Source organism: Sphingomonas sanxanigenens DSM 19645 = NX02, from assembly GCF_000512205.2.
GTDB classification, from domain to species: domain Bacteria; phylum Pseudomonadota; class Alphaproteobacteria; order Sphingomonadales; family Sphingomonadaceae; genus Sphingomonas_D; species Sphingomonas_D sanxanigenens.
The window spans coordinates 2,477,671-2,489,798 of sequence record NZ_CP006644.1; the positions used below are offsets into that span (position 1 = coordinate 2,477,671).

General features: G+C 63.8%; 14 protein-coding genes and 2 pseudogenes. 3 read left to right on the forward strand and 13 right to left on the reverse strand.

Annotation, left to right across the window (positions count from 1 at the left end):
* Positions 1 to 990 carry a tyrosine-type recombinase/integrase gene (locus NX02_RS11380; RefSeq protein ID WP_025292319.1) on the reverse strand — a complete coding sequence of 330 codons (990 nt, stop codon included), beginning with the start codon at positions 988 to 990 and terminating at the stop codon, positions 1 to 3.
* A 140-nt stretch (positions 991 to 1,130) separates the two neighbouring features.
* On the opposite strand from NX02_RS11380, the pseudogene NX02_RS11385 reads away from it, so the two are divergent.
* Positions 1,131 to 1,901: pseudogene (locus NX02_RS11385) on the forward strand (IS110 family RNA-guided transposase); the annotation flags it as partial.
* Positions 1,902 to 2,132: 231 nt separating this feature from the next.
* Here NX02_RS11385 and NX02_RS32375 read toward each other — a convergent pair.
* The 3 genes and pseudogenes from NX02_RS32375 to NX02_RS33285 form a co-directional block, all read right to left on the reverse strand.
* Positions 2,133 to 2,261, reverse strand: a pseudogene (locus NX02_RS32375) (IS3 family transposase); the annotation flags it as partial.
* 60 nt (positions 2,262 to 2,321) lie between these two features.
* Positions 2,322 to 2,687, reverse strand: a complete 366-nt coding sequence (locus NX02_RS11395) for a hypothetical protein (protein ID WP_097137729.1) — start codon at positions 2,685 to 2,687, stop codon at positions 2,322 to 2,324.
* Between the two features lie 18 nt (positions 2,688 to 2,705).
* On the reverse strand, positions 2,706 to 3,395 hold the full coding sequence (locus NX02_RS33285) for a carboxymuconolactone decarboxylase family protein (RefSeq protein ID WP_084717723.1): 690 nt from the start codon (positions 3,393 to 3,395) through the stop codon (positions 2,706 to 2,708).
* Between NX02_RS33285 and NX02_RS11405 the strand changes: the two genes are divergently transcribed.
* Complete coding sequence (locus tag NX02_RS11405; protein ID WP_025292323.1) at positions 3,381 to 4,295, forward strand: LysR family transcriptional regulator; 915 nt, start codon at positions 3,381 to 3,383, stop codon at positions 4,293 to 4,295. The two genes, NX02_RS33285 and NX02_RS11405, sit on opposite strands and share 15 nt — an antisense overlap.
* A gap of 3 nt (positions 4,296 to 4,298) precedes the next feature.
* Here NX02_RS11405 and NX02_RS34025 read toward each other — a convergent pair whose 3' ends face one another.
* The 9 genes from NX02_RS34025 to NX02_RS11450 form a co-directional block, all read right to left on the reverse strand.
* Entirely contained in the window at positions 4,299 to 6,737 is a 2,439-nt protein-coding gene (locus tag NX02_RS34025; protein WP_323132803.1) for a relaxase/mobilization nuclease domain-containing protein, read from the reverse strand.
* Complete coding sequence (locus NX02_RS11415) at positions 6,667 to 7,590, reverse strand: lytic transglycosylase domain-containing protein (protein ID WP_025292325.1); 924 nt, start codon at positions 7,588 to 7,590, stop codon at positions 6,667 to 6,669. The genes NX02_RS34025 and NX02_RS11415 overlap by 71 nt, the downstream gene beginning before the upstream one ends.
* A gap of 5 nt (positions 7,591 to 7,595) precedes the next feature.
* Entirely contained in the window at positions 7,596 to 7,931 is a 336-nt protein-coding gene (locus NX02_RS11420; protein ID WP_025292326.1) for a DUF736 domain-containing protein, read from the reverse strand.
* Between the two features lie 68 nt (positions 7,932 to 7,999).
* Positions 8,000 to 8,545 carry a S26 family signal peptidase gene (locus tag NX02_RS11425; protein WP_025292327.1) on the reverse strand — a complete coding sequence of 182 codons (546 nt, stop codon included), beginning with the start codon at positions 8,543 to 8,545 and terminating at the stop codon, positions 8,000 to 8,002.
* Positions 8,542 to 9,060 carry a DUF2840 domain-containing protein gene (locus NX02_RS11430; protein ID WP_025292328.1) on the reverse strand — a complete coding sequence of 173 codons (519 nt, stop codon included), beginning with the start codon at positions 9,058 to 9,060 and terminating at the stop codon, positions 8,542 to 8,544. The genes NX02_RS11425 and NX02_RS11430 overlap by 4 nt, the downstream gene beginning before the upstream one ends.
* Positions 9,057 to 9,311: a hypothetical protein gene (locus tag NX02_RS11435; RefSeq protein WP_025292329.1), complete on the reverse strand. Its 255-nt coding sequence runs from the start codon at positions 9,309 to 9,311 to the stop codon at positions 9,057 to 9,059. The genes NX02_RS11430 and NX02_RS11435 overlap by 4 nt, the downstream gene beginning before the upstream one ends.
* Positions 9,308 to 9,961 carry a ParA family partition ATPase gene (gene parA / locus NX02_RS11440; protein ID WP_025292330.1) on the reverse strand — a complete coding sequence of 218 codons (654 nt, stop codon included), beginning with the start codon at positions 9,959 to 9,961 and terminating at the stop codon, positions 9,308 to 9,310. The genes NX02_RS11435 and parA overlap by 4 nt, the downstream gene beginning before the upstream one ends.
* The gene (locus NX02_RS11445; RefSeq protein WP_025292331.1) at positions 9,958 to 11,010 is read right to left on the reverse strand and encodes a replication initiator protein A; all 1,053 of its coding nucleotides are present in this window, start codon (positions 11,008 to 11,010) and stop codon (positions 9,958 to 9,960) included. Before NX02_RS11445 ends, parA begins: the two co-directional genes overlap by 4 nt.
* Positions 11,011 to 11,283: a helix-turn-helix transcriptional regulator gene (locus NX02_RS11450; RefSeq protein WP_025292332.1), complete on the reverse strand. Its 273-nt coding sequence runs from the start codon at positions 11,281 to 11,283 to the stop codon at positions 11,011 to 11,013.
* A gap of 466 nt (positions 11,284 to 11,749) precedes the next feature.
* Here NX02_RS11450 and NX02_RS11455 point away from each other — a divergent pair, with 466 nt between their 5' ends.
* On the forward strand, positions 11,750 to 12,043 hold the full coding sequence (locus NX02_RS11455; RefSeq protein ID WP_228222514.1) for a DUF2285 domain-containing protein: 294 nt from the start codon (positions 11,750 to 11,752) through the stop codon (positions 12,041 to 12,043).
* The last annotated feature ends 85 nt before the right edge of the window (positions 12,044 to 12,128 follow it).

A 12,128-nucleotide genomic window follows, 5' to 3' on the forward strand; every position in this document is an offset into this window, starting at 1 on the left:
TCACCGCCCTACACAATAGGGCGCACGCGTCCGGATGAAGATCTCCCTGGCATCGGTCGCGGGCCGTCCAGACCGCAGGTAAGCAAGGATCGCTTCGCCAACCGGCTCCATCAAAGGAAGGAGCGTATAGGCTTGCGTTTTGCTGTGACGGACACGAACGACTTCGGCCCGCCAGTCTATGTCTTCGATCCGCATGTTACGGACTTCGCTTGCACGGAGCCCGTAGGTGGCGAGGAGTTGTAATATCGCATGGTCCCGCAAACCGGCAGTCGTCGTGTCCATGCTCGTGCTTGCCAGAACCGCGGTGATCTGGTTGCGCTCCAGGATCGAAGGGACCCCTTCATAAGCATAGAGCCGCGGCGCGATGATATGCGGCGACAGATCTGCCGCAACGCGGGCAGTCCTGTAGAGGTGGCGCAGCAGCGAACGAAGCCGCTCCGCTGCGGATTTCAGCGAACTACGCGTCAGCTTCGAGCCACGCAGGTCCATATAGCTGTCGATGTCGCCGACGGTTAATCCGTTGAGACCCTCGACCCCGCTCCGGTCGAGTTGCCAGGCAAGGAAGTAGCGGGCTTCCCATAAGAACGCGTCGATGCTGGCTTGGGCAAGGCCACGCTCGTCGCGAAGCCAGGTTTCGTATTCGTTGCAGACCGTAAACCGTAGTGCGTCAGCGGCGCAGGCCACTTTGGGAGAAGGCGGCCACTGACCCTGCCCAAGCCGCAGCAGCGCGTGAATCCCGGACTGCGGGACTTCGTGCCAGCGCTTGCTGGGCCGTCGTCCGCGGCGCTTGCGGAATTGCGCGGCCGCACGACGCAAATATTCCGCTACTTCGGTTTCGGTCACGTCTGCGACTGGAATCCCTCGGTACATGAGATAGTCCAGAAACTCGCGGGCGTAGCTGCAGTAATTTCTGATCACTACGGGGCTGTATCGGCGGCCGATCAATACGGCTTCGAGCTCAACAATCAGTTCTCGTTCAGATTTCGACATCAATAACTCCTCTGCTCGTCAAAAGACTGCAGAGGTTCACCGGAAAATAATGTGCAGCAAAGTTGGCGAAAAGCAGCGCCACCGGGCGGGTTCCATGCGTTTGCCCCGCGTTCCTTCGCATTATGGTCACCTGATGATTAGTCCGCAGGCAGAAGAACGACGGCAACGATGCCGAGGCGATCTGTACGGCTGTGCGTCAACCCCACATTCCGCTGGTGCCTAAGAAAAGCGTTGAGCAACAGGATATCCAGGCTCTACACCGCGCCCGCCAGCGTCTTGTGAACCACCGAACGGCCCTGGTCAGCCAGATGCGCGGGCTGCTGCTTGATCGTGGCATTGCCTTTGCCAAGTCGATTACCCGGGTGAGACGCATGATTCCGGAGATACTCGCACGCGCCGACTCCGGCCTCTCGACTATGGCCCGTGAGACCATTGCCGAGCTCTGGGATTTCTTCTGCGATCTCGAACGCCGCATCGAGCATTTCGACAAGAAAATCGAAGCCGTCTTCAAATCGAGCGAGCCCTGTCAGCGTGTCGCCAGGATCAAAGGCGTTGGGCCCAAAACGGCAACAGCGATTGTCGCGGCGGTCGGCGATGGTTCGGACTTCAGGAATGGGCGCCACATGGCGGCCTGGCTTGGATTAGTACCGCGCCAGTTCTCGAGCGGTGATAAGGCGGTGCTTATGGGCATCTCTAAACGAGGAAGCCAGCATTTGCGCAGCCTATTGGTTCACGGCGCGCGTGCCGTCGTGAGAACGGCACCCAATAAAAATGATCCCATCAGCCAATGGGCCAACCAGCTTCGGGAGCGACGCGGGTTCAACCGCGCAACGGTTGCCATCGCCAACAAGAATGCACGGATAATCTGGGCCGTGCTTCGAACGGGCGATCAATACCGCGCCGCCGCCTGAAGAACCGAACCAGTTTGCGAGTAGACGGAGAAATGGACTGCACTGATCGAGCCGACGCGCGACGAGCCTGACTATTATCGAGGCCCTTGAGGCCTACCAGCTGTAGAGGTGCGCGTGTGCGGATTTCCCATTTGGGCGCTCTGGACAACCAGCTGACGCCGGATAGATGTTTGCAACTGATCCACGCAGAACGTTTCAATGCCGCTTGCAAAGGGAGAGCCGTCCATAGAGATAGTATGTCTGCTCGCTGACCGCGATCCGGCGGCAGGCTTCAGCCGTGCTCGCTCCCTGCGACAGCACAATCTCAACTTCACGCAGCTTGCCAATAATCTCTTCCGGCTTGTGCTTCTTGCTCGGCATTCAATGTCCCTTTCGTGGTCCAGACTATCATAGTCTCTGGGCCACTCAGCGGGGGGCAGATCAGGTCGCAAGGCCGGTGATGATCGTTTCCCTGTCACCGGAGGAAGTGAAGCGATAGATTTCGTCGCGAGAATATGACGCGACATATATCGAACCGTCCTTATCGATGGTCAGACCGGAAGGGCCGGAAAGCCCCTCGGCGAAAGTCGTTCGGGAGCCGTCGGGCGCTATGCGGGAGACACGGCCCGCCCCCCATTCGGCGATAAAGAGATTTCTATTGGCGTCGAACGCCATACCCACCGGCGAACTGAAGCCGGTCCAAAGGCGCACGGGCTCGGCAGCATTGGCTTTCGTGACGATGCCGGAGACCATGGCGGCTGCGGCGATAAGAGTGAGATGTGACAACATGGTGCGACGATTGAACATTATCTTTTCCTTATCTGTTCAGGATGTCGGGTGTCGGTCGAAGACTGTCTTCGCTGCGTTGAGACCGTTGATCGCTGCGGGGAAGCCGGCATAGACCGCCATCTGCATGACAATCTCGATGATCTCTTGCTGTGAGAGGCCGACGTTCAGACCCGCCGCAATGTGAACTTCTAGTTGCGGGCGTGCATTTCCGAGTGCTGTAAGCGCGGCAATCGTCGCAATTTCCCGCTGGCGAAGGTCAAGGCCGGGTCGCGCATAGATGTCGCCAAACGGAAATTCGATGAGGTAGCGCGCGAAATCGGGCGAGATCTCCTTCAGGCTCTCCACGACGGCATGACCATCTCTCCCATCAATCGCGGACAGTCTTTCCAGGCCGATGGCATAGCGATCACGCACCGCGCCAGCTTGAGGGACAGGATTGTCTCCGGTCTGTGCCGTTGCTGTGGACGCGAGAGCAGACGAGCCCACGGCGAGCACCCCAAGGCTCCCCAGGGCGGTTCTACGTGTCAGATGCGAGGTCTCAACCTGCGACTCTGCAAGAGCGCTGGCTTCCGCGGGCGTTTCCTGACGTTCTGAATTGCTCACACTACCTCCATGACACCGGCGTTGAGCCAGTTGCGCGATTGATTGAAATGCACCTATTTGATCATCGTTGCCTTGCGATAAATCCAATTCATTATTAGTATTTCCGTCATGAAGACGGTTCATCTCGCCAGCATCGACCTCAATCTGCTCGTCGTCTTCGACGCGCTGGTTGCGGAAGGGCACGCCACGCGCGCCGCCGAACGGATCGGATTGACCCAGCCGGCGGTCAGCCACGCGCTCAACCGCCTGCGGGCTTTGTTCGGTGATCCGCTCTTTGTTCGTTCACCGCGCGGCATGGTGGCGACACCGCTGGCGCAGGACATCGCTCCCGGTGTGCGGTCCATTCTCGAACAGGTGGAAGGCATCCTGCTCGGCGGTCGCACCTTCGATCCGGCATCGAGCACGCGGCAATTCACGCTTGGGCTATCCGACTACGCAGCCTTCGTGCTGCTGCCACGCCTCACCGCGCGCCTCGATCGGGAAGCGCCGGGCGTTTCCCTTGTCGTTCGCAACACCAGTCGCAGCGTCGGGCTTCCCATGCTGGAAGATGGTGGGGCCGAACTGATCGCGGGCAACTTCCCAGACCCACCCACGCATATGCGCGAAGAACTGCTCTATGAGGAGGACTTCATCTGCGCCGGTCGGGGCGATCATTCCGGCCTCGACGGGATGGTCGATCTCGACCGCTATCTTTCGCTTCGGCACCTTCAGGTCTCGATGAAGGGCAATCCGCGAGGCTATGTCGATGCCGTGCTCGCCGAAAAGGGCCTGAAGCGCAATGTCGCCGTGACGGTCGGCCATTTCCTGATGGCTCCGATGCTGGTCGATGCTTCCGATCTGGTGGCGACGGAACCCCGTCGATTGTTCGCACCGCTCGCCGGGCGGCTGCCGCTCCGGCTCTTTCCGCCGCCTCTCGACATTCCCACATTCCGGGTGGTGCAGACTTGGCACGCTCGACATGATGCCGATCCAGGGCATCAATGGCTGCGGCGCGTGCTGCGCGAAGTGGGGCAATGGGCGTAACGCTTAAAGCCCCAATCCCCTTTGCCGCCCCAGTTGCCACGACACGGAGCCACCCTGCACGACGCCCATGACCTCGCGGCCGAGATGGCGGTCGATGACCGGCCGCCACGGGACGAGGGTGAACTCGTGGCTCTGCTCCACGATGGCGAACTTGCCGCTAGATAGCTGGACAGTCCCGGTGAACTTGCCGCTGATCTTCTCGCCGTCCGCCGCCGCCCGGAATGGCAGCGCTTTGTTTTCGGCCATCTCCGCGCCGACGTGGGCCACCTCCCGCTCGCGCAGCGTGGCGAGGAGGCTGCGCCGGTAGAAGATGCGGCCATCCCTTGATCGGGTGGCGTCCCCCTGTTCGATATGATGCTCGCGGCGCTGGTCCATGGCCTCCCGCACCTGTAGGCCGAACCCGGCCGGAGCGAGATCCGATGCGTCGGGCGATACCAGCCGGCGGTCGAGCCAGGTCGCCCCAACGGACCCGATCTGGCTTTCCAGATTGAAGGCCGAGATGATGCGGATGCTGGCCTGCCGATTGCGGCCTGCATCATAGGCAGCGGCTCGGCTCTCGAAATCCTCTGGGACGCGCCATTGATCGGCGTCGATCCTCTCGGTGATGCCGGCGCGGCGCAACGCCTCCAGCCGGCGCACATGAGCATTGACATAGCCCTCATAGTCGCCGCCGGGAACGCGGCCCTCGAACTTCGCCTGCTCCAGATGGCGGCTCGGCCGATAGAAGCCATCCTCGGCGATGGCGGCGATCGTTCGGTCAGACGGTCGTTGCGTGGTTTCGGCCGGGCCGATCTCGATGACGCTGCCAATCCGGGCGTCCTCAACGCGGGCCGGGTCGATGCCGGGGACATGGTGGGTGCGGCCGTCGATGCCGTCCACCACGACGGTCAGGTTCTCGCCCATCTCGTCGGTCAGATATTTGTCAACGACGCGACCAACGATCGGCGTCTCGGGCGGCCCGTCATGGATATGGAAGGTCATCGGGTCACGCTCCAGGCCATCGGCCTTCAGCGCCTTGTGCATGTTGCGGATGATGTCGCCGCGCTCGCCCAGCTCGCGCAGGGTCGGTTCCATCCGCTCGCTCAACTCCCAAACGCCGGGTGCATGTTCGGTGACGAGGCCCATCTGCTCAAGTTTGCCCAGGCGGCGCAGGCGCAGCGTCCGGTCAAACGGGCGACGCGGATCGTCGGGTTCATGGCGCAGGTCGAGGAACCGTTCATCGGCTTCCTCAGTCATCGTCCGGTCAATGCGGGTGAAGCGGTCCTGATCGACTTCGGCCGAGAGCTTGCGGTTCTGCTCGATCTCGGTGACGGGGCCAAGCTCCAGCGTGGTCAACTCGCTCGCCCGCTCGCGAATGCCGTTGGCGAGATAGTCGCCGTTGATGACCAGATTCTCTCCCAGGTCATCCTTGCCGCGCACGATGACATGCACATGGGGATGGCCGGTGTTGTAGTGGTTGACCGCGACCCAATCGAGCTGGGTGCCGAGGTCGGTTTCGATATGGCGCAAGAGGTCGCGGGTGTGCGCCTTCAGGTCGGTCAGGTCAGCCCCGTCTTCCGGCGAGAGGATGAACCGAAACTGGTGCCGATCCTCCCTGCCGCGATCGAGGAAGGCATCGCCATCGGCGCGATCCTCGGTGGCGGAATAAAGCGGGCCGCGCTCGCCGTCGCGCGAGGTTCCGTCGCGCTGGATGTAGCGCAGATGGGCGGCGGCCTTGCCGTTCTTGCCGGCGCTCTGGACATAACGGGTCTTGACGACGACGCGGCGCATACCGGAAGTGCTGTGCTTCCAGCCGCCGGACAGGGTGCGGGCGAGGACGAAGGACGCGCCACGTCCGCGCCGCACGCCGGGACCGCCGGGCGCGCGCGGGGCCTTGCCGCCCCCCATGCTCCCCTTGGCGGCCGACTTCGCCGACACGCGCGGCGAATATTTGGGATGGGTGTTGCTGTGCTGGCGGGCGAGCTTCTTCGCCTGGGTGAGAAAGCTCTTGGCCTTGCCGAGCTTCGGCGCATCGGAACGGATGCGGCCCGGCCTGGGCCGGAAGCGGTTCTCGTCGTCGGCGCTCATGGACGCGCCACCGGCCGAAATCCAAGAAAATCGGGCAATCTGCGGCCATGGTGCCGGACGAAATCCAGCAAATCCAAGGCTTTGCGCAAAATCGCGGCTCGCGCGTTCCAAAAACAGGGTGCCGCTCGCGGCTCCCCTAACCAGTGTGCAGACAATAACAATTTCCAGAACATTGGCGACGTGGTGCCATGTTCCTTTATCTTGCCCTCCGCACTTCCTGCCCTTCCTGCCCGGAATCCAGCCAGGCGAAACCCCGCATGACTGGACACCGGAACGGCTCGCGCCGACTGTGGGAACGCACCCCTCATGGCGCTCCCCCGCCATCGGCGCGAGCCACGAAAATTCTGCCGGTTGACGGCTCCGTGTCGGCGGCATCGCGCACCGGAACGGTCGCGCGAGTGTCGCTGGACTGCACTTCGGATGACGGCGCGGCGACGGTCCGCGTGTCGGCCGAGCGTGTGACGAACAGCGGAGCGTCGCGCCAGTCGGGCGGCGGTGGCGGTGCTGTTGCGGGTGTTTCAGTGCCGACCGGGCCGCCGATCACCGGCGCGATGGCGGCGACATAGGCGCGGGTCTCGGCGGGCAATCTCCGGCCGGTCGCGCGATGTTCGTCGTAGCGGCCGGGACCGGCATTGTAGGCCGCGAGCGTTGCCGCGACATTGCCGTAGCGATCCCACATTTCGCGCAGGTAAGCCGCGCCCGCCATGATGTTGTCGCGTGGGTCGTAAGGATCGCGGCCGAGGCCATGACGGACGCGCAGGCCCGCCCAGGTATCGGGCATGACCTGCATCAATCCCATGGCTCCGGCCGACGAGATCGCGCGCACGTCGCCCGCGCTCTCGACGCGCAGCACGGCGCGAATCCAGTGCTCGGGAATACCGAAGCGCTGCGAGGCTTCGGTGATGAAGCCGGCATAGGGATCGGCAGGATTCGCGCGCGTGACGGGTGCGGCCTGCGCCGATAAGGCGACCGGACAGGCTGCGACCGCGAGCACGCCAGCCAGCAGCAGACCGGCATATCGCGTGATCTCCCTGCCTCCGTTCGACCTCCAGTCTGCCAGCGTGCTCGCTGCGGTCAAGGGCAAGGCGCGAGCGCCGGCCAGAGGCCGCCCCTGACCTTCGCTGCGCGCGCCGGCCGTCCGGTGGCCGAGCGGGACGACGGGATGAGACGGCTTTTCCGCGAACAACGGGATGAGGGTTTTGAACGCGGGGATGACGCGGGATCGCATGGCTTTCAGCCCCGCCCGCCGCGCGGCTTCGGGCGGCTCCAGTGCAGCGACCAGGCTGTCTTGTCGTTGCTGTTCTGGAAGAGGTTGGCGCGGATCGGCTGCGGCAAAGCGGGATCGTCGATCATCAGCGAAATGTAGTCGCCGGCCTTTTCGCCGACCTCCTTCCAGCCTGCACCGACCTCCGGGCCGTCCTCGGCGCCGTGGTGGACGCGATAGGCGGGCGCGTTCTCCGCATCCGATGGTTCGGCAGGAACGATGGTCAGCTCGCGGTAAAGGGTGAGCGTATGAACACGGCCAACGAAGGTTTCGTTTTCGACGGTGAATTGACCGATCTGGGGCATGACAATCTCCTTGGCGGTGAGGTTGGAAACACCATCGGCGGGCACCGCTCCCGCTGATGGGAAAGCGGTCATTGCGTCGGCGCACGCCATTCGTAGCGGCCGTCGCCTTCCTCATCGGTCCAGAGCGGCAGCGCCCGACCGATGACGGAACTTGCGGGGATGGGTCCGAAGTAGCGGCCGTCGAGGCTGTCGCGGACTTCCCAATTCATGAGGAAGATTTCACCGTCGCCGATGACGCGGCAGCCCTGCCAGACGGGCAGATCGCGGCCGATCCGGTCGCGCTCCAGCGCCTCCCCCATCTCGACGCCATCGACGGTGATGGTGCTGCCGGTGCGGCAAACCCGCTGTCCCGGCAGGCCGAGGACGCGCTTCAGGAGCGGCACGCCGCGCCCGACATAGCCGCGCTCGATCATGAAGGCGGCGAGCGGTTCGGGCGGCATAACGGCGACCAGCTCGGGCACCCCGATGCGGTCAGCCGGCTCGATGGTGTAGAAGCCGATGGGCGCGCTGGCCGTGGCGTTCCAGATCAGTTTCGTGGGCGTCGGGATGAACGCCGCGATGGCGACGCCCATCGCCGCGAAATACGTCACCATGACGTAGCCGAACCGCGTCATGGCTCGATCCTCCGACGATGGAGCCAGGCGGCATGACGTTCCGGCGTGTAATCGCGTGGCTCCAGACCGGCGATAAGGCGGTTGTGGACATGCCGCCAGTGATCCGGCGCGGCGTCGGCCGGATCGAGGCCGAGTGCTTCCACCGCGTCTATGGCGACAAGCGCGCGCTGCACTTTCGCCCAGCTATCGAGGCGCAGCAGGATGTCGCCTCCGGGGCGCACGAAGGGCAGCGTCTGGAAGGGTTCGCCGCGGCGAACCGCGCGCACGATGTCGATGCGTGAAATCACGGTGCCGTGTTCGCCGGCCGCCCAGCGGACGAAGGCGAAGACGCTCTCCGGCGCGAAGCCGACGATACTGCGGCGGCGGTCGATGATCTGTTCGTAGCTCTTGCGGCCGAACCGTATCCAGCGCTCGACCTTGCGCTTGTCGAAGGTCAGTTCGACCAATGTGGTGAAGGGCGCAGGCCCGTCCGGCAGCGGACGGCCGTGCATGCGGCGGGCCGCGTTGCCGGTCATATCGGATCTCCTTCGGTGGATGGAAATTCGCGGGCGAGCAGGTCGCGCAGCATGTCGGCGACGGTGATGCCGCGCCGGAAGGCGGCGACCTTGATGCGCCCGCGCAGTTCCGGCGTGATGTCGATGGTCAGGCGGGCGGTGAATGCTTCGCCGGCGGCCTTGCTGGCAGGCGGCATGTCCGCCGCCTTGATCCAGCTTTCAAGATCGCCCGGCCGGGACGCGAAGCCGGGTTTGCGGGTACGTCCGGTCATGGTTCGATCCCTCCGACCCGCAGCCGGTCGATCTCGGCGGCAAGCGCGGCGATCTCGCGCGAAGCCGGGCTGTCGGCGTCGATCTCGGATGCGAGGCGGCCGGACTGCGCAGCATCGGCGAAGACGACACGCTGGCCGATGGCGGTGGCGAGCAAGGGCGGGTCGTGGTCGGCAAGCGTCTCGGCCGTCTCGCGGGCGATGACGGTGCGCGCGCCGCAACGGTTGAGCACGAAACGGGCGGCGAGGTCGGGCCGGTAGATGCGCGCCTCCTTCAGAAGCGCCAGCATCTCGGCCGAGGCCCAACCGTCGAAGGGGGACGGCTGCACCGGGATCAGCACCAGGTCGGCGGCGAGCAGCGCCGAGCGCATCAGAGCGGCGACGCGGGGTGGCCCGTCTATGACGACGTGATCGGCGTCACGGACCAGTTCCGGGGCTTCCCGGTGCAAGGTGTCACGGGCCAGGCCGATGGTGCTGAACAGCCTTGGCAGGCCCTCATGGCTGCGCGTCTGCGACCAGTCGAGCGCGGAGCCTTGCGGATCGGCGTCGATCAGGATGACGCGCTGACCCCGCTGCGCCCAGGCTCCGGCGAGATGCAGCGCCAGCGTGGTCTTGCCGACGCCGCCCTTCTGGTTGAGAAGCGCGACGATCATGGCGCACCTCGTCGGCTGGAAGCAGCACGACTATCGGCACTGGCACCGGCACCACGGATCGCGTGCGCGCGCGTCAAAGAAGAAGAGTTAGATTCTTTGTTAGATTCTTCTATAGAGTCCGGCGCGAGATTTGCGCCTAATGTCCCGATACTGCGTGCGCCTAATGTCCCGATAGGATTCACATGGTTATCCACAGGCACTGTGGATAGATTTTCGGGCAGAAACCGCAGCAGTTCGCGCCCATCTTCCCATTCACTCTGGAGCAGGTATCCGGGCAGCGATTGGCGGGCTGCAATCCGGCGCAGGTCGAGCGCGAAATCGGACGGCCGCGCCGCACTGCCGGATTTCTTGTGAAGGTGGGAAACCTCGAACGCCCAGCCCTCAGGCTGGCGTCCGGCGTGCTTGCGGGCGACGCGGTAGAGCCAGCGCTCGATGCCGCCGGTCAGCCGGAAATAGGCCGGGTCGATGGTCAGGACCAGCGAGCGGTCGATGACGCTGTTGTAGAACCATTCGGGCAGGACGAACTCCATGCCCTCCACCCGGCCGGAGTGGGTGGTCATTTCCTCCCATTCGTTGATCCATGAGAATTGCCGCCGCCGCCAATGCTTGCCGTTACGGATGGTGGTGGCGATGACGGTCGACTGCAGGCGCGCCAGCGCGGCCTTGAGCAACAGATAGTCGCGGTTTCCGGTGGCTCGCCCGATCGAGCGCAAAAGCTGATAGGGCATGAAACGGAAGAACCGCGACGTGGCGATGCCGTTGTTCTCGGCCGCCACGATCTGGCTTGCGGCCCAGATCAGCACATCAGCATCCCAGATCGTCGCCATGCCATGTTCGGGCATGGCGAAGACCTGCACCTCGACATCGGCGGCCCGGTAGAGGATCGGCGTGGTGCGCGGTCGCTTCGCCAGCGAGAAGAACGGCCGCTCCATCAAATCGCGCTGGTCGCGCGGAGCGGCGTCGCCGGTCGCCACGATGAACGGGTCCAGGCGAGTGCGCTCGCTATCTTCGTTCGGCGGCGCGGGTCTGGGATCGTCGTCGCGCAGCATTTACAGTTCGTCCCGCTCTTTTGGCGTCAGCGGGCGGGCGGCGAAGACCGTGCCGGCGTTCTTGTCGCTGGTGGATTTGCGGGTGCCGATCGCGCTCCACGCCTCCAGATCGCGGACGGCGTAGAGGACGCGGCCTCCGACCTTGCGGTAGGTCGGACCGGTGCCATAGGTGCGATGCTTCTCAAGGGTGCGGATGGACAGGCCGAGGAAGCGCGCGGCTTCTTTTGTGCGCAGCAAGCGCGGCGGCAGGTCCGCATTGGGGCGGATGGCCATGGAATCTCTCTCCGGTTCGTCAGACAGGCGGCTGTCGCAGCGACAGCGGGCTGTGGCGGACGATGGCGAGGGATCGGCGGCCTGTAGCGTGCCGCAGTTGCGCCTATGCGCTGGCGGCACCCCCCTGACGTGTGATCGTCAGCCGGAAAAGGCGAGAGATTTCAGCGGTTCAATGCCTGTCGCACAGAATTGCCAAAGACATTCGCGCGCGGTTCGGCTAAGAATACAGGCGGAGCAGACGCGCTGCTCTGGGGCGTAGTAACCCCTGTTGGCGGTTGGTGCCGGCCGTGACGGCACCACACTCCTTGACCCTATGGTCGGGGAGCCTGTGGCGTATGCAACAGGCTTTCCAGCTAAAGGCCATGGGGCCGTCCAACACGGTTACTAACTCCCCGATCACCAGGAGTCAGAGAGTTTTGTTTGCGGGGGCGCACCGCAAGCCATCGCTCTCCCAGGATGAAGGGGAATGACGATGCGGGTTCCGGTCGAACTTGATCCCGATGTGGATGACATCGCGCCGACAGGAGACGAGATCACCACCTATGACGAGCGGCATTTCGTGACCTATATGCGCCTTCTCGACGCCAAGGCCGAAGATGCGGACTGGAAGGAAGTGGCGCAGATCGTACTGCACCGTGATCCGAGCTTTGAAGAACTGCGGACCTATCGATGCTGGCAAAGCCACCTCGAACGCGCGCAGTGGCTTTCACGCGAAGGCTACAAGCGGATACTCGAACAGGCGGCTGCGAACAAAGCCTGAAGATGACGGCTGTATTCATCTCGCTTCCTGTCGCGGGTTTTGGGAGTTTTGCGACGCAGTATTTAGCCGCTCGACGGCTGGCGGT